Consider the following 18901-nt stretch of genomic DNA (forward strand, 5'->3'; position numbering starts at 1 on the left):
AATTTCAGGTTAATTTGTTTTAATTTTGCATATGTTTAATCACGAGAAAAAAGACATTTTCTTCGACCTAGATCATACCATATGGGATTTTGATAAAAATGCCGAAGAAAGTCTGCACGAGCTATATTTTAAATACAAGTTTGATCACTTGTTTAATCAAGAGTCATCCACTCGTTTTATAGAAACTTATACAGTTAACAATCATCGACTTTGGGGACTCTATCATCACGGAAAGATTTCAAAACCAGAACTCAGGAAAGCTCGCTTTGCAGATACCTTTACCGAGCTCGGTGTGGATCCAGAGTTGTTTCCTGAAGAATTCGAACTGGATTATCTCGCTATCTGTCCAAAAAAAACAAACCTGTTTCCCCATGCACATGAAACCTTGGCTTATTTGGGTGACAGATACAATCTTCACCTGATATCTAATGGTTTTAAAGAGGCCTGTGAGACCAAACTGGAAAAGAGCAACCTAAACAAATACTTCAAACATATTTTTATTTCAGAAGTCATCGGTGTGAATAAACCGGATCCCCGAATATTTGAGTTTGCTATGACGACTGCTCAAGCGCAAGCCCAGCAATCACTGATGATCGGAGATAACCTTGACGCCGACATCCGTGGAGCCGTAAATGTAGGCATGGACGCCATTTTCTTTAACCCAAATGTTATTGAAAAACCAGACGATGTATCACATATGATTATCGACTTGAAAGAATTACAATCGATACTATAGAAAATAGAAAAAGCAGCTTAAAGCTACTTTTTCTATTTTAGAACCTTAACGGTAATATTCTTAAACCATACATCATTTCCATGATCCTGAAGACCGATAAGCCCCGATTTGCTATCGCCACCAACATGGCTCAACAATTCAAAAGCCAAAGGCCATTTTTCCTCACTGAATTTACTTTTTTGCAATAAATCAATCCAGGACTTATCCCATAATGTATATTCAACAACCTTTACACCATTTTGAAAATGCTCTACCTTGCCATTGTTTACTCTGATCTTAACTTTATTCCACTCGCCATACGGTTTACCATTCTGAGGCTTAGCAGGGATCATATCGTACAATGATGTCGATTTACGGTTTCCATCTACACCCATTTTAGCATCAGGATGGTTCTCATTGTCCAAAACCTGACATTCTGGAGACGAGATATAAATCGGTTGTCCTTCCACTTCCTTCGCTAAAAAGAAGATACCTGAATTTGCTCCTTTAGCAACTTTCCATTCCATCTCCAATTCGAAATTCTTGAAATCATGAGCAAAGACCAAGTCACCACCTTCTTCTTTACCAACATTGGCTTGACTATCAAATTTGATCGCTCCCTCATTAATTACCCATCTTTTTGGCACTACTGTCTTATCATATCCTCTCCAGCCTTCCATGGAAGTACCATCAAAAATAACATAGGCCCCAGCTTTATTCTTTTTAAATTTCTTGATATCTACACGGGGTAAATCTAAGATTTTGTAAGCAGGAACCTCTTTTTTTGCTTGCGCTACGGCAGTATTAAGATGTGCTGAAAAAGCAATCACCGATACCGCAAGAACTGTTTTTAATAACTTCATTCTTTTTAGTTTTAGGTTTGTTTTAAAATTAAATTTAAGCATTTGAGTGTATAAAGAGGAATATTTTTTAATATTCCTCTCCGCCACCCATTTCATTTGTATTCGACACTTTTTTCTTTGATTTGTTTAAATCTTGGCTACCAAACCGATAGGAAAGTGATAAGGTTACCATCCTCTTCATCCAACGGTGCTCAAAATCTGATATAAGTTGAGCAGTCTCCGTCACACCATTCATTTTTCGCGAATTAAATACATCTCTCACATTCAACATAATTGAAGCTTTCTTCTTGAACACATCTTTTTTTAAGGCTAGATCCATACCTTTCATGGCATTCATCTGCCCCTGAGCCATTACACGCGAAGAATTATACTCGCCTCTCATTTGAGCAGAAAACGTTGGTGTAAAACGATAATTAGCGGTCAGATTAGCATTATAAGCGAAATCCTTTCGTTCTTTAATATCGTAGTCCGGGTTTGCATTATACTGAATGTGGATCAAATTGAGATTAAATGTAAAGTCAAAATCCTTCGTTGCGTTGACTTTTGAAATAAACTCAAAACCCGAAAGATTACGACTGGTCATATTCTCCCATCTACTGTATGTTCTTCCATCCTCTATCTTGTAAACAAATGGCTGAATAACCTCACTTGCGTGATTGAAATAGGCAGAAGATATGAGGTTTACTTTACCAAAGGTTTTGGCAAAGCTCATTTCCAAACTGTGTACATCTTCCGGTTTCAGATTCGGATTTCCCTGACGATAATTCAAATCATCGGATACGTTTAAAAATGGGTTAACTTGCCAACCACGAGCCCGTTGAACACGGCGCGAGTAGCTAAATTGAACTTTATCCCCATTTTCACCAACATCGTAGGTTAAAAACAGTGTTGGATATAACCTGAAAAATTTCTGTTTAGCATTGGATTCCATTTCCACTGCAGCTGGATCCTTGGAGAAATAGGTGGACTTGAGTTCAAATTGCTCTCCCCGGAGTCCAATTTGATAGCCAATTTTATCTGTTAATTTATTTTGATAATTCGCATAAATCGCATGGACAGTACTCGTAAAATCAAAATCGTTGCTGATTCTATAATCCGGCACATAATTACCTAAAGAATCGAGTGATCTGGAAAATTGTGTATCAAATGACTTTCTGATTTGAGACCTGTAGCCTGCCTCGAATTTGCTTACCTCGGAGAAAGGTAAAACATAATCCAATTGAAGATTGATATTCTTACCATCCTCAGACGTAACATTCTTCCGTGAGGTGGCCTTCCGCCCATCGGTGTAATTTTGAGAAAAATCATTTGTACCATCTTCCTTATCTCTCCCATAACTTGCATTCCCCGTCAACTCCTCTCCTTCTCGCTTAAATTGATGTCTAAAATCGGTGTTTAATTCATAACCAAGATCATCTTCAAATTGTGTTGAATTTCGAACACTCGTTCCTGTCATCTGCGATTGCTTAAAGAACTCGTAATTCAAGTCTTCTATTCGCTTGTTATCACGTATACTTAAATTACCCGAAAAACTCAATGAAGTACGGTCTGACATATTATAATCAAACCCAGCTTTTACCGTATGGCTATTGCCCTTTCTTGACGATTCGGATTCGCTATAATTACGCGTGCTATCCCCAAAAAACCTGTTGTCCGTTTTCCCACTTCCCAACATGTTTCGTTTATTGAAGTTATAGGATCCGAAGTAATTGAATTTCCGATCACGATAATTCAATGTTATACCAGCCATATAATTATCATAAGAACCAGCGGATGTATTTATCGATCCGTTCAGCCCTGTTCGAATATTTTTCTTTAAAACGATATTGATAATCCCAGTTTGGCCCTCTGCATCATATTTAGAGGATGGATTTGTGATGACTTCAACTTTTTCAATTGAATTGGCAGGTAGACTCTGAAGCAAAGAAGTTACATCATTTCCTGCTAAGGCAGACTCCCGTCCGTCGATTAAAATCTTCACACTACTTGATCCACGCAAACTGACCGATCCATCCTGATCAACTTGCAAAGTGGGGACATTCGCAAGCACATCGGTCGCTGTTCCACCCGCGCTGACCAAACTCTCGCCAACATTGAAGGTTTTACGGTCTATACCAATTTGCATGGCAGGAGCTCTTCCTTCAATAACAACTTCGTTCAACATATTACCTGTAGATTTCAAAGCAATTCGACCTAAGTCCTTGCTTTTACTTCCTAAGACCTCTATACTATCAATGGTTTGTGTCTCGTAGCCAACATAAGTAATACGGACATTATATTTACCAGGTTTAATATCAGACAACAAAAGGAATCCTTGGGATACAGACTGTCCCCCCTTAACAAAGACGTTACTATAGGCGTCCAAGAGCGCGACACTAGCCGATGAAATAGGTTTAGAAGTTTCGCTATCGACTAAAATAGCTTTGATTTGACCTGTTTGAGCAAAAAGAACAACAGGTAAAAAGAATACAAATAAGAAAGATTTAAACGATTTAGCGTAAAAAAACATGCTTCAGCTTAGTTTATAAGTTATAGTGCAAAGAAAACTAAAACTTACAGACAAAATTGAAGCGTAACCATATTATTACGGTAACAAAAGAATAGCAAATTACTCCACAGAAACAGTCAATCCCTCGGCTTTCAGAATTTTACGATAGATCTCCATCTCCGTATAAGTACCCTCCAGTACAGCACATTTCCCCTCAGTATGTACTTTCCAGGCAATCTTCTCAGCTTGCTTCTCGGTATATTGTAAATGATAGATGAGACAATGAATCACATGTTCAAACGTATTGGTTTCATCATTCCACAAAATGAGGCGATTAGACTCTTTCACAGAGGCTAATATCTCTTCTAACGTAAAGGTTTCTTCAGCAGTTTGGGTACCCATGCTGCAAAAATAGAATATTTTTTTCTAAATTAACGATAATATAAAAGGGAAGAATACAATCAATTAGAGGAATTTATTATGTTACAGTCAAAAATTGCAGGAATTGGCTATTACGTCCCAAAAAACGTATATACCAATAATGACCTAACACGCTTTATGGATACCAGTGACGAATGGATTCAAGAACGAACTGGCATTAAAGAACGTAGATATGCAGACCGAATAGGCGAAACCACCACCACTATGGGGGTCGAAGCAGCTAAAATTGCCATCGAACGAGCCCATATTACACCTGAAGATGTCGACTTCATCATCTTTGCCACCTTATCGCCAGATTATTATTTCCCGGGCTGCGCCGTTCTACTGCAACGGGAAATGAAGATGAAGGAGATCGGGGCACTGGATATTAGAAACCAATGTTCTGGTTTTATATATGCGCTTTCTATTGCCGATCAATTTGTCAAAACAGGGATGTACAAAAATGTGCTAGTGGTTGGTTCGGAGAAACACTCTTTTGCGCTTGACTTTTCTACGAGAGGACGAGCCGTTTCCGTGATTTTCGGAGATGGTGCCGGAGCAGTAGTTGTGCAGCCTACAACCGAAAATGGCAAAGGAATCCTGAGCACGCACTTACATTCAGATGGAGCCGAAGCCGAAAAGCTAGCGATGTATTACCCCGGAGCTTCCAGTGGAATTTGGTTAGATAAAATGCCCAATTGGCCGGATCAGGAATTGGGCGGATTATTAATGACCAAAGAGATGCTCGAAGATGGAACTGCGTTTCCAAATATGGATGGCCAGGCCGTCTTCAAAAAAGCTGTTGTCAAATTTCCGGAGGTCATTCATGAAGCGCTGGCAAAAAATAATTTAAAAACCAGTGATATCGATTTATTGATTCCACACCAGGCCAATCTTCGCATTTCGCAATTTGTACAGAAAACTCTTGGATTAAGGGAAGATCAGGTATTCAACAATATTCAGAAATACGGGAATACCACTGCGGCTTCTGTACCGATAGCACTATGCGAGGCTTGGGAAGAAGGAAAGATTAAAGACGGTGATCTCGTATGTTTGGCAGCTTTTGGAGCAGGATTTACCTGGGGTTCAGCCTTAATTCGATGGTAGATAATAGCGTATATAGAAAAAGGGCTGATCATGTGTGATTAGCCCTTTTTCTATATATTTCGGAATAAAAAAATTATCCGTTTGATAATGCTGCTGCACCAGATACGATCTCCGTCAATTCTGTTGTAATTGCAGCTTGACGTGCCTGGTTGTAAGATAGCTTAAGTGATTTGATTAAGTCACCAGCATTCTCTGTAGCTTTATCCATTGCCGTCATACGTGCTCCATGTTCAGAGGCATTCGAATCTAAAACAGCTTTGTATAATTGAATCTTGATTGCTTTAGGAATCAACTCCTCGATAATCTTCTCTTTGGAAGGCTCGATGATATAATCCACCTCAGCTTCTATTTTTGCTTTATGCGTATGTTGTTTGTTTTCCTCCGCAGGTAATAATGGTAAAATCTGCTCTGCAGTCAACTCTTGAACTGCTGCATTTTTGAACTGATTATAGATCACTTCAACACGATCAAAATTACCTTCTTTGAATTGTTCCATGATAAATTCAGTCACCACAGATACAGAACCAAAATTTAAATCAGAAAACAAATCAGAGTGATTAGCTACCATATTGAAGTTACGTTTCGAGTAGAAGTCATAACCCTTTTTACCAATACCAATGATACTCAAATTACCCTTTGCATGTTGCTCGGCATATTTGTTAAAGATCAAGTTATTAGTCGCTTTGATAACATTTGCGTTGAATGCTCCAGCCAAACCTCTGTTCGAAGAAACAACAACGATCAACACCTTATTTGGCTCGCGGTCTACTGTAAAAGGAGAGTTACTTCCCTCAACACTCGCAGAAACATCCGCCAAAATATCTCTTAGTTTATTCGCATATGGGCGCAATTGTAAGATAGCGTTAGTAGCGCGCTTCAATTTAGCAGCCGAAACCATTTTCATAGCTTTCGTGATCTGCTGTGTTGATGATACCGAGGTAATCCGGTTTCTTACTTCTTTTAAATTTGCCATATTTGTTTTAAGTATTAAGTACCTAGTATTGAGTATCGAGCCTTGTCGATAGACTCAATACCAAATACTCATTACTATTAATATTTTGATGCTAAATCCTTAGCTACTGTTTCTAATACTGCAGTTAATTCATCGGAGAACTTATTCGCTTTAAAAGCTGACAATACTTCTGGATGACGTTGTTCCAATTGAGTCAAGAATTCTTCTTCAAATTCTCTCACTTTATTTACAGGAACATTACGCAATAAACCTTTAGTTCCGATATAAATGATCGCCACTTGCTTCTCAACAGAAACCGGAGAGTATTGACCTTGTTTCAAGATCTCAACGTTACGAACACCTTTATCCAAGACAGATTTAGTAGCAGCATCTAGATCAGAACCGAATTTCGCAAAAGCTTCCAATTCACGGTACTGAGCTTGATCCAACTTTAATGTACCGGATACCTTTTTCATCGGTTTGATCTGCGCATTACCACCTACACGAGATACAGAGATACCTACGTTGATCGCTGGACGGATACCTGCGTTAAACAAGTTAGACTCCAAGAAGATCTGACCATCTGTAATTGAAATTACGTTGGTTGGGATATACGCTGAAACGTCACCAGCTTGGGTTTCAATGATCGGAAGCGCAGTTAATGAACCACCACCTTTCACCAAGTGTTTGATCGATTCAGGTAGATCATTCATGTTGCGTGCGATATCATCTGAAGAGTTGATTTTCGCTGCACGCTCCAACAAACGGCTGTGTAGATAAAATACGTCACCTGGGTATGCTTCGCGGCCCGGTGGACGACGTAACAATAATGAAACCTCACGGTAAGCTACCGCTTGTTTAGACAAATCATCATAAACGATCAATGCTGGACGGCCTGTATCACGGAAAAACTCTCCGATAGCAGCACCTGCCATTGGCGCATAGAACTGAAGTGGAGCAGGATCAGCAGCAGATGCAGCAACAACTACTGTATAAGCCATAGCACCTCTTTCCTCCAATGTACGCACGATATTCGCAACTGTAGAATTTTTTTGACCTACGGCAACGTAGATACAAAATACAGGTTCTCCTGCATCATAGAATTCTTTTTGGTTCAAGATTGTATCGATACAAACAGCTGTTTTACCTGTTTGACGGTCACCAATAACCAACTCACGTTGACCACGACCAACTGGAATCATCGCATCGATCGCTTTGATACCTGTTTGTAATGGCTCAGTTACCGGTTGACGGTAGATAACACCTGGAGCTTTACGCTCGATAGGCATTTCATACAAATCACCTTGAATAGGTCCTTTACCATCGATTGGTTGACCTAAAGTATTTACAACACGTCCCAACAAGCCTTCACCAACTTTGATGGATGCAATACGGTTGGTACGTTTAATAGTATCTCCTTCTTTGATCTCATCAGAAGGACCTAAAAGTACAACACCAACGTTGTCTTCTTCTAAGTTTAATACAATACCTTGTAATCCGTTATCAAATTCAACCAACTCACCGGACTGAACTTTAGTTAAGCCGTAAATACGAGCAATACCGTCACCCACAGCAAGTACGGTACCCACTTCCTCTAGTTCGGCTTCTGATTTAAAGCCCGACAATTGCTCTCTTAGAATTGCCGAAACTTCATCTGGTCTTACCTCTATCATTTTAATTATTATAAGGGGTTTTTTGATTTATTTTACTTCAAGTATCAGAACAAATTAATTATTCTGATTCAAATATCTTTCCAATTTATTCAACTTACCAGCAATACTTGCATCAATTTGGCGATCGCCGATATTGACTACAAATCCACCGATCAAACTATGATCAACTTTATTGATCAATATCACTTGAGCGTTGGTTTCTTTCGCAAGTACATCTTTCATCGCTGCCAAATTAGCTTCAGAAAGCGGCGCTGCAGATGTAACTGTAGCTTTCACAATTCCTTTTACCTCGTTGTACTCACGAATAAATTCTTGAGCAGTGGCATAAACAATCTCGCCACGACCTTTATTGATCATGATCTTAAAGAATGCCAAGATATTTGGATTGATCTTATCTTTAAATAGCGCATCCAATATGTTTTTCTTCTTGTCCAAAGGAACAATAGGATTGGCAAAAACAGCTTGCAATTCTGTACTGGATTTCAAAACAGCAATGAATGAATCCATATCCGCCTTGATTGTTTCCAGTGAGCCTTGCTCGCTAGCCAAGTCGATTAATGACTTAGCGTATCTTGATGCTACTTTAAATACTGACATAATTCTATTTCGTAATTTGAGTGACCGGATTAGTTCAATTTAACGTCATTAAGCAAATCTGCTACTAAAGCTTCTTGCTTTCCTTGGTCCTCAAATTCTTTGTTTAACACTTTACGAGCAATATCCAAAGACAAAGAAGAGACCTGAGACTTAACCTCAGCCAAAGCTTTATTCTTTTGTTCGTTGATCTCGATTTTTGCTTGTGCAATCAATTTTGCACCTTCAGCCTGTGCCTGAGTTTTTGCCTCAGCTACAATCTTATCTTTAAGTTCTTTTGCTTCCTTAAGGATAACATCGCGTTCTGCGCGAGCTTCTTTTAGTAATTGTTCGTTCTCATTTGTTAAACGAGCCATTTCTAATTTAGCTTTTTCAGCAGCCTCCAAAGCACTTGCAATACCTTTTTCACGTTCGTCTAGGGCATCAACAATTGGTTTCCATGCGAATTTACCTAATAAAAAGATAATAACCACAAGGACGATGACCATCCAAAAAAACAAACCGTACGAAAACGAATGTATTAATTTATCCATTGTTATACTATATAATGATAATTCTTATTTTTTAAGATTCAGGAATAATATAACCTGCAACCAACCGTTGCAGGTTATACCATAAAACCGTTGTGACTATTTACCTAATAATAAAGCACCGAATGCTAAACCTTCAAGTAAGGCACCAATGATAATCATTGCAGTTTGGATTTTAGATGCTGCTTCTGGTTGACGAGCGATAGCTTCCATTGCAGAACCACCAATTTTACCTAAACCTAAACCTGCACCGATAACGATTAAACCGGCTCCAATTAAATTGTACATAATGTATGATTTGAATAATTAAAAAATTTACTAATTAATGATCGTGATGTTCTTCAACAGCCATACCGATAAATAAGGATGACAACATCGTAAAAATAAATGCTTGTAAGAATGCTACCAATAATTCGATAACCATCAAGAAGATTGTCAAGAACATGGAAACACCGATACTACCCACTACTGTCAATTGGTGTTGCAATAAATAAACAATTGCAATCAGTCCCATTACGACCGTGTGACCAGCTGTAATATTTGCAAACAAACGTACCATCAAAGAGAATGGTTTTGTAAACAATCCCAATACCTCAATTGGCGCTAAAACAAATTTAAATGGAACCGGAACTCCTGGCATCCAAAAAATATGCTTCCAGTAGTTTGCGTTTGCTTTGATATTCACAATTAAGAATGTAAAAAGAGCCAAACATAAAGTTACTGTAATGTTTCCTGTAACGTTAAACCCTAGTGGTGTCAAACCAACCAAGTTTAAAATCCAGATCAAAAAGAATACAGACAATAAATAAGGCATGAATTCCTTGTAACGATGACCAATGTTTGGAATAGCCATCTCATCACGTACATAGATAACCAAAGGCTCCAATACACGTCCAACACCTTTAGGTAAATTGTTAGCACCTTTTTTATATGTTTTAGCCAAACTAATAAATGCCCAAAACATTAAAAATGCAGCCAAAAACAAACCAACAACACTTTTAGTGATCGAAAAATCTAAAGGCATCGCTACAGATGGATGAAAATCGACAGCATCATGAATTTCATGAGAACCAATCACATAGGAAGTTTCAAATTCCTTTTTCTCTTCTTTTCCATCTTCATTTATAGTCATAACATAGCTACCATCAGCATTTTTACGATACTCATGACCAGTCAAATTACCAGTAGCATCAGTCTTATAAATTTTCCCGTGATACAATGCATAATATTGACCGTCAACCTCAGCAACTTTATTACCGTGATCGAATGCCGAAGCCATAAAAACTTTCAAGCCATTATCGATCAAAATTACCGGCAATGAAAAACCATAATGTTTACCTGTCTCTTCATCCGAAAAGAAGCTAAAATAATAATCATCTTGTAAGTGATGCTCAATATGGCTATTGATTTCCTCAGCCTGCGATTTTTCTCCGTGTGCATCCTCATTCGCCTTTGTTAAAAATGGCGCAACTGCAAACAGAATAACTGCTAAAAATTGAAGTGTTCTTTTAAGACTCACGATACTACTATTATGTTATTTAAAATTTTTTGCGAAAATACTATATATAAAGCACAAAAGCTACTTTAATATTACATTTTTTTGAAAAAACTATCGTTTTCTCCCTTAGGATTTGTTTAAAGCCTTGTAAGCAAATATAACATCGTAAAAAAGGAATAAAACGACAACGATCAAATAGTTATATTTTAAAATATCAGCCTGCGGTTTTGCCAACCCATTATGGATATATACATAATTCAGGACAAACTTTAAAGTCAATAGTCCCAAGAAAACAAAACCAACATATTGCGGAAATTTCTGCGAACAGTAACTTATCCCCACCATGATGATCACGGATAATATCAGTTGAAAAATATAAATTTCATACAATGGAAAATGTAGATCTTCCAGGGAATGTATACCATCAAAAGACTTTAACAAAAAGAAATGAACGGCAAAAATTAATACCGCAACAAAAAATAAAATAAGGGCCTGCTTTATATATACTATCATCTATCGTTTAATCGATTCACTTGTCTAATGACTTGATATAGAGAAATTCCAATCCCTCCAAGGGTACAGATCTTCATCCATAGTTGGTTCTCAGCATGAAACTTACCGTCCAGCCAATCCCCCAATAAATAAAATGCGTAAATGGTAAAAACCATCTGGGTTGAAATAGTCGTCAGCACAAGCCACTTGTTAGGATCTTTCTTGTTTTCCATAAGCAATCTTAAGGTTATCAATGGGCTTTCAACAAACTATATCACACAATTTGTTACAAATATACGCTATAAATTTTTATTGCCTACAATCCCAAAACTTTTTGTCCAATTTTAATATCCGGATAATCAATATCTGCCCCCAAAAGCATTTTAAGTTCTGAAGAGGATTTATCCGGATTTGCACGTATCACACCAAGAATACGATCCAACTTCTCCTGCTCGATCAACTCTGTTGCTTCCACTTCCGTACCAACAAAGTTAATTAAATGCCCATATATCGTACCAGCGACCATCCCGCGCTTAACCGCTATATCAGCAATGCTCATCCCATCCTTAAACATTTCTAAGGAAATCTCCTTTGTATCCAACTTCTTAGGCCCCTCTTCATCTGCATTTTGTGCAGCCAATTCGTCTTTTTCTTTGGTCTTCACACTGGCAGCAACATCGAGCATCGCTGTTTGAAAATCTTCCCGTTTGGAAAGCGTATCAGCAATAAGAAGACAATGTTGCAACTGCTCACGTTTTCGCTTGTAATCAAGCAACAATGCTTTTAACTCGTCAATATATTTCTTCGTACGTTTTCGTATCTGGTACTCTTCGATATGTTTGGTTAAAGCCTCAATCAGATCTACATCCATTTTCGGTAAAAACCAATTGACCGCAGCGGTAGAACGTTCACAGATTACATCATAATCGATCGCGTTTTTATCCCGCAACAAATCATACAGTACAACAATAAACTTATGTGCAACTTTCTCTTGGGTCTGAAGGTGCTTGACCAATTGTTGAAAAAATAGTAATGCTTGTTCCTTTCCATCAATATTACGCTCCTCAAGTGATTTCAGTAACTCAGAAGTTTCGGCCAATAGACCGTCCCAACGGAAACCATGCATTAAAATCTGGCCAAGATAATTCCGCTGGCATTGCTCCAAAATCTCATTTACATCAGCCTGTCCCTGAGCACGCTGCGCAAATTCGACAACTTGGTAATCTGTACGGATAGCATAAGAAGGGATGATCGATTTTAATACAAGCCCATCTAAACTCGTTAAACGGCTCAATGCAACGTACACCTGTCCCGCGGCAAAAGAGGTCCCTGCGTCGATGATTGCTTTTTGAAAAGTTAAGCCCTGGCTTTTATGAATGGTGATAGCCCAGGCCAGTCGAAGTGGAAATTGCGAAAATGTACCCAATATCTCCTCCTTAATCTGATCTTGCCCCTTATCGTAATTATACCGAATATTCTCCCAGGTCTCCCTTTTTACCGTTACAGATTCCGATCCATCAGGAAATGTAACCGTTACTGTGCCCTGCACCGTATCGATGTCCTTTACCGTACCAATCTTTCCATTGTAATATTTACGTTCATCTCCCGAATCGTTTCGAATAAACATCACCTGTGCCCCTATCTTTAAAGACAACGTTTCTTCAGCAGGGTAGGAACCCTGCGCAAAATCATCTTTGACAACAGCCTTAAGATTTAACATTTTACCTGATAATGAGGCCAACTTGGCTCCGTTTATTTCATCAGCATTTCGATTATGGGAGGTCAATGTAATATACTGTTCCGCCTCATTTGGAACAAAGTCCTGCTGATAGTAACCATTTAAGGTCGTGAGCATATCACTGGTACACTGATTGTTTCGTATGGCATTCAATATGGAAATAAAACCCTCATCTTGCTGACGATAGATTTTATTAAGCTCTAACATCACCAACGGATTATCCCTTAAAATTTTAGCGTTAAAGAAGAAAACAGAAGAATAATGATCCCGTAAAACATTCCATTCGGCATCTTTCACTACTGGTGGCAACTGATATAAATCTCCAATAAACAATACTTGTAAACCACCAAAAGGTCGCATATCGCGACGAACAGATTGCAGAATCACATTAATCGCATCCAATGTATCTGCACGGACCATTGAAACCTCATCAATCACCAAAAGCTCAAGTTCCTGCAAGATAGCCCTGCGCTGCTTGGTCAATTTAATCGTACTGAATAAACGTGATTTATTGTAAATATGACTATCCTGCTCGTCCCAACGTAATTCATAATCTTCTATAAAGGTTCCAAATGGAAGCCAAAATAAAGAATGTAAAGTGGTTCCGCCCGCATTCATCGCTGCGACGCCTGTAGGTGCCGTAATAGCCATCTTCTTGTAGCTATGCTCACGAATATACTTCAAGAACGTCGTTTTTCCTGTACCAGCCTTTCCTGTTATAAATATGTTTTGGTTCGTTTGGTTAACAAAAGCAACAGCCTGCATAAATGCAGTATTTTCCCGATCGACTTGAAAGTTTGACATATCCTGAAATTAGATTGATCACAAAATTAGCAATTTCATTTTTAACTTCACGCGACATATTATAGCTAGGGATATCCAAAACAGCTCCATTATAACGTATTTAGATAAAGCTAAAACGGTTAACTTAAAATATTAATGGATTTTTTTTATATTTAGCAACTGAATTAACGAATAACAAATTTTTAGAATTTTTAATATGGCTATAGATAAAATCGCATTGTTTGAGAAAGTACAGGAAATGCTGACATCCAAAGGTTTTCGTATTGATAAATCAGATGCTGCACGCCCTTGGGGAGGATTTTTCGTTATTGACGAATCCCAAGCACAAGAATTTGCCGATGAATACTTCGGCGGAATGGATGTACAAGAATTAAGAATCTCAGGGAAATTAAGTCCAAAAATTTTAATTGTTGCACCAGAGAAAAGACTTTCATGGCAATATCACCACCGTCGTGCCGAAATCTGGCGTGTTATCCAAGGTAACGTAGGCGTTATGGTTTCTGACACAGATGAAGAATCGGTTGTTTCAACATTGAAAGAAGGCGAAACGATTAGATTGCGTCAAGGGCAACGTCACCGTTTAATTGGATTGGATGGCTTCGGTATTCTAGCCGAGATCTGGCAGCACACAGATGCCAACAACCCTTCTGATGAAGACGATATTGTTCGCGTACAAGATGATTTTGGCAGATAATAATCCCACAGGACCGTTACCGCCAAAACAAAGATTCCCAATCAACAATTGGGAATCTTTGTTTTTACCCTAAACATAAAGTGCCATAGAGGCCAATTCACTCTCCCTACTTTGCATTTCATCGCTTTTATTCAAGCTCCTATCACCCCCATGTCCATTTCGGGTATTCCATAGCGCAATTCATTAGAAGAGAATATTAATTTTTATTATTTTAGTAGAGATATAATCAACTATGACATGATGAGCAACGACGATACTAAAAGAGGATCCAGTATATTAAACAGTCTGAAGAAATTAATTTTTGAGGACGATCAGCCGCAGCAAACTCCGCCGGTACAAGCCCCACCGGCTCCGACCACTAATGCCGCTCCTGAAAGACCGCAGGTACCACCGGCATATTCATCGCCGACGGTCCAGGCTCCAACTGGAAAAACACCGCCCCCAATCCCTATAACAGCCAATGACGGAACAACCGACCTCAAAGAAATGAAATTAAAGGTCTATGCCATTCTTGAAAAACTCAACGAACAGGGTGTAGATTTTTTCGAAGTATGGAATGCTGCTGCCGCAATGGGAAAAGTAGAGGAAAACACATTAAAAGCAGCCTATACTTCACTGAAATTTGTAGACAGGTCGTTAACCAAGGATAAACTGGTAGCAACTGGCACAAATTATGCTAATAAATTGAAAGAAACCATTGCCAAAGAATCGGAACAAAAACAGGCTGAAAAGAAAAAGACTGAACAAGACCGAACCATGGAGATTGCAAATCTGAACACTGAAATCAAAACAATAACGGAGAATATCGCCAAATTGCAAGATGACCTACAGAAAAAACAACTCGCTTTGGGTCAAATTAATGAAAAGTACGAACCAAGAATTAAAGATATCGAACAAAAAATAAACATCGGCAACGCGGCCGTTGATGAAGTGGTCACCGAAATCAACACTGCATTGCATATGATTAATCAATCAATAACATAAAAATAAATCAATGGAAAGAAAAGATCAGTATGTTAATATTCCCGCTGAGATAAAAACGCAACTTCCGATATTTCAAGTACTGGGCGATCATCTGCCTGCACAATTAAAATCACCAGAAGCGAAGAAGACAGCTTCGTCGATCTTCTTTTGGGCACTTTTACTTGGTGGAGCCTTTGCTTTTTTCAAGTACTTACCGATTATGCTGGAATATGCCGGAAAAAGTATACTTTTTGTGATATTCAGTATAATCCTGATTACCTTATTATTGCTAGCCCCAAAGATCATTGCACTATTGCACCGATTGGGAACCGTCCTACTTTTTAAAGGTGAAAAATCCATCATTAGAAATAACCCTATCGAAACCTTACAACTGTTATCAAGAGATGCAAAAGACACCCTGAAACGCGTGAAGGAAAAAATCAGCAATGTAGACGGTGTCCGCATCGACATGATTCAAAGCGGTGAAACTGCTCAAAAAACAGCCGAAGAGAAGTACACCTATGCGAAACGTTTCACCGCTGAAGCGGCTAATCTCGACGAGAAATCAAAGGAGGAAACGAGCAAAAATAATGCAGAGAAGGCAAATGCTTATGCAAGAGATGCCAAAGAAACACGTACCAAAGCATTTCTATTGGGAAAAGAAGGTGAATCTGAAGAGCAAAATGCGCGCAGTTATGTCCAATATGCCAATCAATTTGCAAAAGTATTGGAAGTCCTAAAAGATAATGAAAGCGCAGCGCGTATCTATGTCAGCACCTTGGATAGCAGCATTTCCATTATTTCCAAGAAGCTAGAAGCCACTCAAAAGATGAAAAATGCCACCGATGGCCTAGCCGATGTATTCAATATTAAAGATGGCTGGGCATTTCAAGAGGCCATGAATGCAGCAACAGGTGCCATCAGTCAAAATATTGCCTCTATCCGATCGAATCTTGATTTCTTGGATCAAAACAACAACATCACCGTGGGTGGCACGCCTACTCAAGGTGAACTGGAAGAGTTTATCCGCAAAGTTGACGAACGTAATCTAAATGTATTAAACGTAACACAAATGGCCGATGCCAGCTATGAACTCAAACCCGAAGAAAAAGTAGATAAAGGATTTACATTACTCGATTAATATTAACTAAAATCAAACTTATTATACGAACATTATGGAAGAAAAATCAACATGGGCAAGATTAAGATGGCCAATCAAAGCAATTATCATCGCCTTACCTATTCTCGCAATCGGTTATTGGGCCATTCAATCGGGCAAATTTGAGGCTAATTCGACAGTCCAAACAACAGATTCAACAAGCAATAATGGTCATGCGGCCGCACCTTCATCAGGCTCAGAAACGACTCGTTCATTCAACTATCAACCCGAAAAACCAGTCGACGGCGAATACAAGGGTGTCGTTGAAGTGGGCGCTTCGGGTTTCAATTCCTTTGTCGTCAATATGGACAAAGAAAATCGCTGGGAGATCATTTCCAAAGACTTTGGAAAGTCATTTGCATACGAAGGATTGGCAAATACGGAAGACATCCGTAAAGGATTAAAAGATTATATAGGCATGATGCTCGACAAAGGCGTCAAATCCAAAAACATACATTTCGTTATTAGCTCCGGAGCTCAAAAAGAACCTAAAACTTCAGTTATCAGTGCTGAACTTAGAAAAATGGGCTTTGTGGTCAACCTGGTTACAGCAGAGCAGGAAGGAAAATTAGCGTTAAAATCGGTTCTTCCGAAAGCTTACGAAGACAATTCATTTGTTGTTGATATTGGCTCTGGTAACACCAAAATCTCCTGGATCGACGGTGACACAAAATCGGTAGAAGCACCTGGTGCGAAATATTATGAAAAAGACCTCAAAGATGATGCGGTCTATACAGAAGTAAAAAAATTAGGCGAAAAAATTCCAGCAAATAAAAGAGAAGTTTGTTTTATTATAGGCGGGGTTCCTTTTGAATTAGCATCGCAGACACGCCAAGGTGAAGAGCGTTTTACGGTTTTGAACGATCCAGCATCTTACAAAACAGATAAAGTAAAAACAAAGAGCGGTGTCAACATCTATAAAGCAATTAAAGATGCAACCAATTGCGACACCTTCGTATTTGATTGGGATGCCAATTTCACGATCGGATTCCTACTTTCACTAAACAAATAGTCAAGACGATTAGCATAAAAAAAGCGCTGTTCTCAATAAAAGAGAACAGCGCTTTTTTTGCAACCTTTTTTGTTATCCCATAAAACTCAAGAGATATAAAACAATAATGATCGCCAATACCAAAAAAGCGATTTTCCAAAAGCTATAAGGTCTTTGTCCATAAACTTTACCGTTAAATGCATTGACCATGATCTGATAACTCTTTCCTTTGTACTGATAAGCTGATAACCACACAGGTAAAAGAATATACTTCAATTTAATGGATTTAAAATCGCTATCAATAGAATCAATATCCTGTGTATCACCACCGATGTCATTCTCAACCTGACGTTCGATTTCCAGATCCATAATAGTCCGGGCAGTCTCCGCCGCTTTTACATGATCCACACTAAAAGTTTCAGCGATAAAGCCACTTAAATATTGCTCATTGAAAGGTTTTAGATAGCCCAAATTCCAAGGTCCGATTTTATCAGAGAACTTTTCGGGAAGAGATGTCGATCCCGAAATGACAATATCCTTAAATTGACTATAGATACTACCTGAAGCTGGATACCAATTTGTTCGTCTTTCTTCGTATTCTTCCGTCTCACCATCCGAATTGCGTCTTGTACGCGTCACATAATAATACTCTCCACGTGACCCGACGTAATCAGAATGTACATCTGCGTCATAGGACCAAAATGGTATATACACTCCTTTTAAACGATCATTTCTTGAATTAAAAATTCGCTTAAAGTCATTCGGAGCGAACCATATCTTACCCGCCCATTGTGTCAGTAGCCCAAAAGCATTTTTGTAATCAACGGAAAAGGGAACAAGACCATGTGGCTTCACAATACGCTTTTGCTGATGGTCAATTACCAAAGGTGAAGCACAAAAAGCACATAAATCTGCCGTAACATGAGGATTCAAACGCGAGTTTGCACCACAGTTACTGCAATGCACAACTTCAGCCAAATAGCTATAGCGCTCATCGGCGACTCCTTCCATTGCTTGTCCAAAAATTTTATAATCTGTAGATTCAATATGCCCATCTTCCGGTAGCTGATCCGCTATTTCATTCCTAGTTCCACAATAGGAACACTCTAAATAGGAAGTACCAGGCTGATAAGTCAAAATAGCACCACAGCCCTGGCATTTTAACCCCTGCTCTATTTCGGAGGTTTTTTCTTCAAAACTCATAAAACTTCGGTCGTGCG

At 38.7% G+C, this 18901-nt stretch carries 19 protein-coding genes; 6 read left to right on the forward strand and 13 right to left on the reverse strand.

Features of this window, described 5'->3' with window-relative positions; all coding sequences use genetic code 11:
* Nucleotides 1-31 precede the first annotated feature (31 nt).
* Complete coding sequence (locus CBM24_RS23445) at nt 32-736, forward strand: YjjG family noncanonical pyrimidine nucleotidase (RefSeq protein ID WP_088162931.1); 705 nt, start codon at nt 32-34, stop codon at nt 734-736.
* 32 nt (nt 737-768) lie between these two features.
* Here CBM24_RS23445 and CBM24_RS23450 read toward each other — a convergent pair whose 3' ends face one another.
* From CBM24_RS23450 to CBM24_RS23460, 3 genes are all read right to left on the reverse strand, one after another.
* Nucleotides 769-1578 carry a DUF1080 domain-containing protein gene (locus tag CBM24_RS23450; protein WP_083663849.1) on the reverse strand — a complete coding sequence of 270 codons (810 nt, stop codon included), beginning with the start codon at nt 1576-1578 and terminating at the stop codon, nt 769-771.
* 67 nt (nt 1579-1645) lie between these two features.
* Nucleotides 1646-4087: a TonB-dependent receptor domain-containing protein gene (locus tag CBM24_RS23455; protein WP_088162932.1), complete on the reverse strand. Its 2442-nt coding sequence runs from the start codon at nt 4085-4087 to the stop codon at nt 1646-1648.
* A 99-nt stretch (nt 4088-4186) separates the two neighbouring features.
* The gene (locus tag CBM24_RS23460) at nt 4187-4468 is read right to left on the reverse strand and encodes an ATP-dependent Clp protease adaptor ClpS (RefSeq protein WP_046671971.1); all 282 of its coding nucleotides are present in this window, start codon (nt 4466-4468) and stop codon (nt 4187-4189) included.
* Nucleotides 4469-4546: 78 nt separating this feature from the next.
* Between CBM24_RS23460 and CBM24_RS23465 the strand changes: the two genes are divergently transcribed.
* Nucleotides 4547-5593: a 3-oxoacyl-ACP synthase III family protein gene (locus tag CBM24_RS23465; protein ID WP_088162933.1), complete on the forward strand. Its 1047-nt coding sequence runs from the start codon at nt 4547-4549 to the stop codon at nt 5591-5593.
* Nucleotides 5594-5666: 73 nt separating this feature from the next.
* Here the strand turns inward: CBM24_RS23465 and atpG are convergent, their stop codons facing one another.
* The 9 genes from atpG to CBM24_RS23510 form a co-directional block, all read right to left on the reverse strand.
* On the reverse strand, nt 5667-6566 hold the full coding sequence (atpG, locus tag CBM24_RS23470; protein ID WP_088162934.1) for an ATP synthase F1 subunit gamma: 900 nt from the start codon (nt 6564-6566) through the stop codon (nt 5667-5669).
* A gap of 77 nt (nt 6567-6643) precedes the next feature.
* A complete protein-coding gene (gene atpA / locus CBM24_RS23475) occupies nt 6644-8218 on the reverse strand; it encodes a F0F1 ATP synthase subunit alpha (RefSeq protein WP_075994168.1) in 1575 nt (524 codons plus the stop codon).
* 54 nt (nt 8219-8272) lie between these two features.
* Nucleotides 8273-8815 (reverse strand): ATP synthase F1 subunit delta, encoded by a 543-nt coding sequence (gene atpH / locus CBM24_RS23480; RefSeq protein WP_075994169.1) that lies wholly within the window; start codon nt 8813-8815, stop codon nt 8273-8275.
* 29 nt (nt 8816-8844) lie between these two features.
* Entirely contained in the window at nt 8845-9345 is a 501-nt protein-coding gene (locus CBM24_RS23485) for a F0F1 ATP synthase subunit B (protein ID WP_046671966.1), read from the reverse strand.
* Nucleotides 9346-9441: 96 nt separating this feature from the next.
* Nucleotides 9442-9630 carry an ATP synthase F0 subunit C gene (gene atpE / locus CBM24_RS23490; protein WP_021188666.1) on the reverse strand — a complete coding sequence of 63 codons (189 nt, stop codon included), beginning with the start codon at nt 9628-9630 and terminating at the stop codon, nt 9442-9444.
* 34 nt (nt 9631-9664) lie between these two features.
* Nucleotides 9665-10861 (reverse strand): F0F1 ATP synthase subunit A, encoded by a 1197-nt coding sequence (gene atpB / locus CBM24_RS27835; protein ID WP_227550270.1) that lies wholly within the window; start codon nt 10859-10861, stop codon nt 9665-9667.
* 105 nt (nt 10862-10966) lie between these two features.
* On the reverse strand, nt 10967-11353 hold the full coding sequence (locus tag CBM24_RS23500) for a hypothetical protein (RefSeq protein ID WP_075994171.1): 387 nt from the start codon (nt 11351-11353) through the stop codon (nt 10967-10969).
* Nucleotides 11350-11565, reverse strand: coding sequence for an AtpZ/AtpI family protein (locus CBM24_RS28160; protein WP_075994172.1), 216 nt, complete (start codon nt 11563-11565; stop codon nt 11350-11352). Before CBM24_RS28160 ends, CBM24_RS23500 begins: the two co-directional genes overlap by 4 nt.
* An 83-nt stretch (nt 11566-11648) precedes the next feature.
* Nucleotides 11649-13874 (reverse strand): helix-turn-helix domain-containing protein, encoded by a 2226-nt coding sequence (locus CBM24_RS23510; protein WP_088162936.1) that lies wholly within the window; start codon nt 13872-13874, stop codon nt 11649-11651.
* Between the two features lie 196 nt (nt 13875-14070).
* Here CBM24_RS23510 and CBM24_RS23515 point away from each other — a divergent pair, with 196 nt between their 5' ends.
* The 4 genes from CBM24_RS23515 (at nt 14071) to CBM24_RS23530 (ending at nt 17702) form a co-directional block, all read left to right on the forward strand.
* Entirely contained in the window at nt 14071-14568 is a 498-nt protein-coding gene (locus CBM24_RS23515) for a cupin domain-containing protein (protein ID WP_046671961.1), read from the forward strand.
* Nucleotides 14569-14805: 237 nt separating this feature from the next.
* Complete coding sequence (locus CBM24_RS23520) at nt 14806-15552, forward strand: hypothetical protein (protein ID WP_157698578.1); 747 nt, start codon at nt 14806-14808, stop codon at nt 15550-15552.
* Nucleotides 15553-15562: 10 nt separating this feature from the next.
* The gene (locus tag CBM24_RS23525; RefSeq protein WP_088162938.1) at nt 15563-16672 is read left to right on the forward strand and encodes a hypothetical protein; all 1110 of its coding nucleotides are present in this window, start codon (nt 15563-15565) and stop codon (nt 16670-16672) included.
* A 34-nt stretch (nt 16673-16706) separates the two neighbouring features.
* Nucleotides 16707-17702 (forward strand): hypothetical protein, encoded by a 996-nt coding sequence (locus CBM24_RS23530; protein WP_088162939.1) that lies wholly within the window; start codon nt 16707-16709, stop codon nt 17700-17702.
* Between the two features lie 72 nt (nt 17703-17774).
* Here CBM24_RS23530 and CBM24_RS23535 read toward each other — a convergent pair whose 3' ends face one another.
* Nucleotides 17775-18884: a zinc finger domain-containing protein gene (locus tag CBM24_RS23535; protein ID WP_088162940.1), complete on the reverse strand. Its 1110-nt coding sequence runs from the start codon at nt 18882-18884 to the stop codon at nt 17775-17777.
* Nucleotides 18885-18901: the final 17 nt, after the last annotated feature.

It is taken from the genome of Sphingobacterium sp. G1-14 (genome assembly GCF_002196555.1).
GTDB lineage: Bacteria > Bacteroidota > Bacteroidia > Sphingobacteriales > Sphingobacteriaceae > Sphingobacterium > Sphingobacterium siyangense.

Excerpts from the sequence above, each read along its gene's own strand:
- CBM24_RS23445 (WP_088162931.1), top strand. The coding sequence starts at position 32 with ATGTTTAATCACGAGAAAAAAGACATTTTCTTCGACCTAGATCATACC.
- CBM24_RS23450 (WP_083663849.1), bottom strand. The coding sequence starts at position 1,578 with ATGAAGTTATTAAAAACAGTTCTTGCGGTATCGGTGATTGCTTTTTCA.
- CBM24_RS23455 (WP_088162932.1), bottom strand. The coding sequence starts at position 4,087 with ATGTTTTTTTACGCTAAATCGTTTAAATCTTTCTTATTTGTATTCTTT.
- CBM24_RS23460 (WP_046671971.1), bottom strand. The coding sequence starts at position 4,468 with ATGGGTACCCAAACTGCTGAAGAAACCTTTACGTTAGAAGAGATATTA.
- CBM24_RS23465 (WP_088162933.1), top strand. The coding sequence starts at position 4,547 with ATGTTACAGTCAAAAATTGCAGGAATTGGCTATTACGTCCCAAAAAAC.
- atpG (WP_088162934.1), bottom strand. The coding sequence starts at position 6,566 with ATGGCAAATTTAAAAGAAGTAAGAAACCGGATTACCTCGGTATCATCA.
- atpA (WP_075994168.1), bottom strand. The coding sequence starts at position 8,218 with ATGATAGAGGTAAGACCAGATGAAGTTTCGGCAATTCTAAGAGAGCAA.
- atpH (WP_075994169.1), bottom strand. The coding sequence starts at position 8,815 with ATGTCAGTATTTAAAGTAGCATCAAGATACGCTAAGTCATTAATCGAC.
- CBM24_RS23485 (WP_046671966.1), bottom strand. The coding sequence starts at position 9,345 with ATGGATAAATTAATACATTCGTTTTCGTACGGTTTGTTTTTTTGGATG.
- atpE (WP_021188666.1), bottom strand. The coding sequence starts at position 9,630 with ATGTACAATTTAATTGGAGCCGGTTTAATCGTTATCGGTGCAGGTTTA.
- CBM24_RS23500 (WP_075994171.1), bottom strand. The coding sequence starts at position 11,353 with ATGATAGTATATATAAAGCAGGCCCTTATTTTATTTTTTGTTGCGGTA.
- CBM24_RS28160 (WP_075994172.1), bottom strand. The coding sequence starts at position 11,565 with ATGGAAAACAAGAAAGATCCTAACAAGTGGCTTGTGCTGACGACTATT.
- CBM24_RS23510 (WP_088162936.1), bottom strand. The coding sequence starts at position 13,874 with ATGTCAAACTTTCAAGTCGATCGGGAAAATACTGCATTTATGCAGGCT.
- CBM24_RS23515 (WP_046671961.1), top strand. The coding sequence starts at position 14,071 with ATGGCTATAGATAAAATCGCATTGTTTGAGAAAGTACAGGAAATGCTG.
- CBM24_RS23520 (WP_157698578.1), top strand. The coding sequence starts at position 14,806 with ATGATGAGCAACGACGATACTAAAAGAGGATCCAGTATATTAAACAGT.
- CBM24_RS23525 (WP_088162938.1), top strand. The coding sequence starts at position 15,563 with ATGGAAAGAAAAGATCAGTATGTTAATATTCCCGCTGAGATAAAAACG.
- CBM24_RS23530 (WP_088162939.1), top strand. The coding sequence starts at position 16,707 with ATGGAAGAAAAATCAACATGGGCAAGATTAAGATGGCCAATCAAAGCA.
- CBM24_RS23535 (WP_088162940.1), bottom strand. The coding sequence starts at position 18,884 with ATGAGTTTTGAAGAAAAAACCTCCGAAATAGAGCAGGGGTTAAAATGC.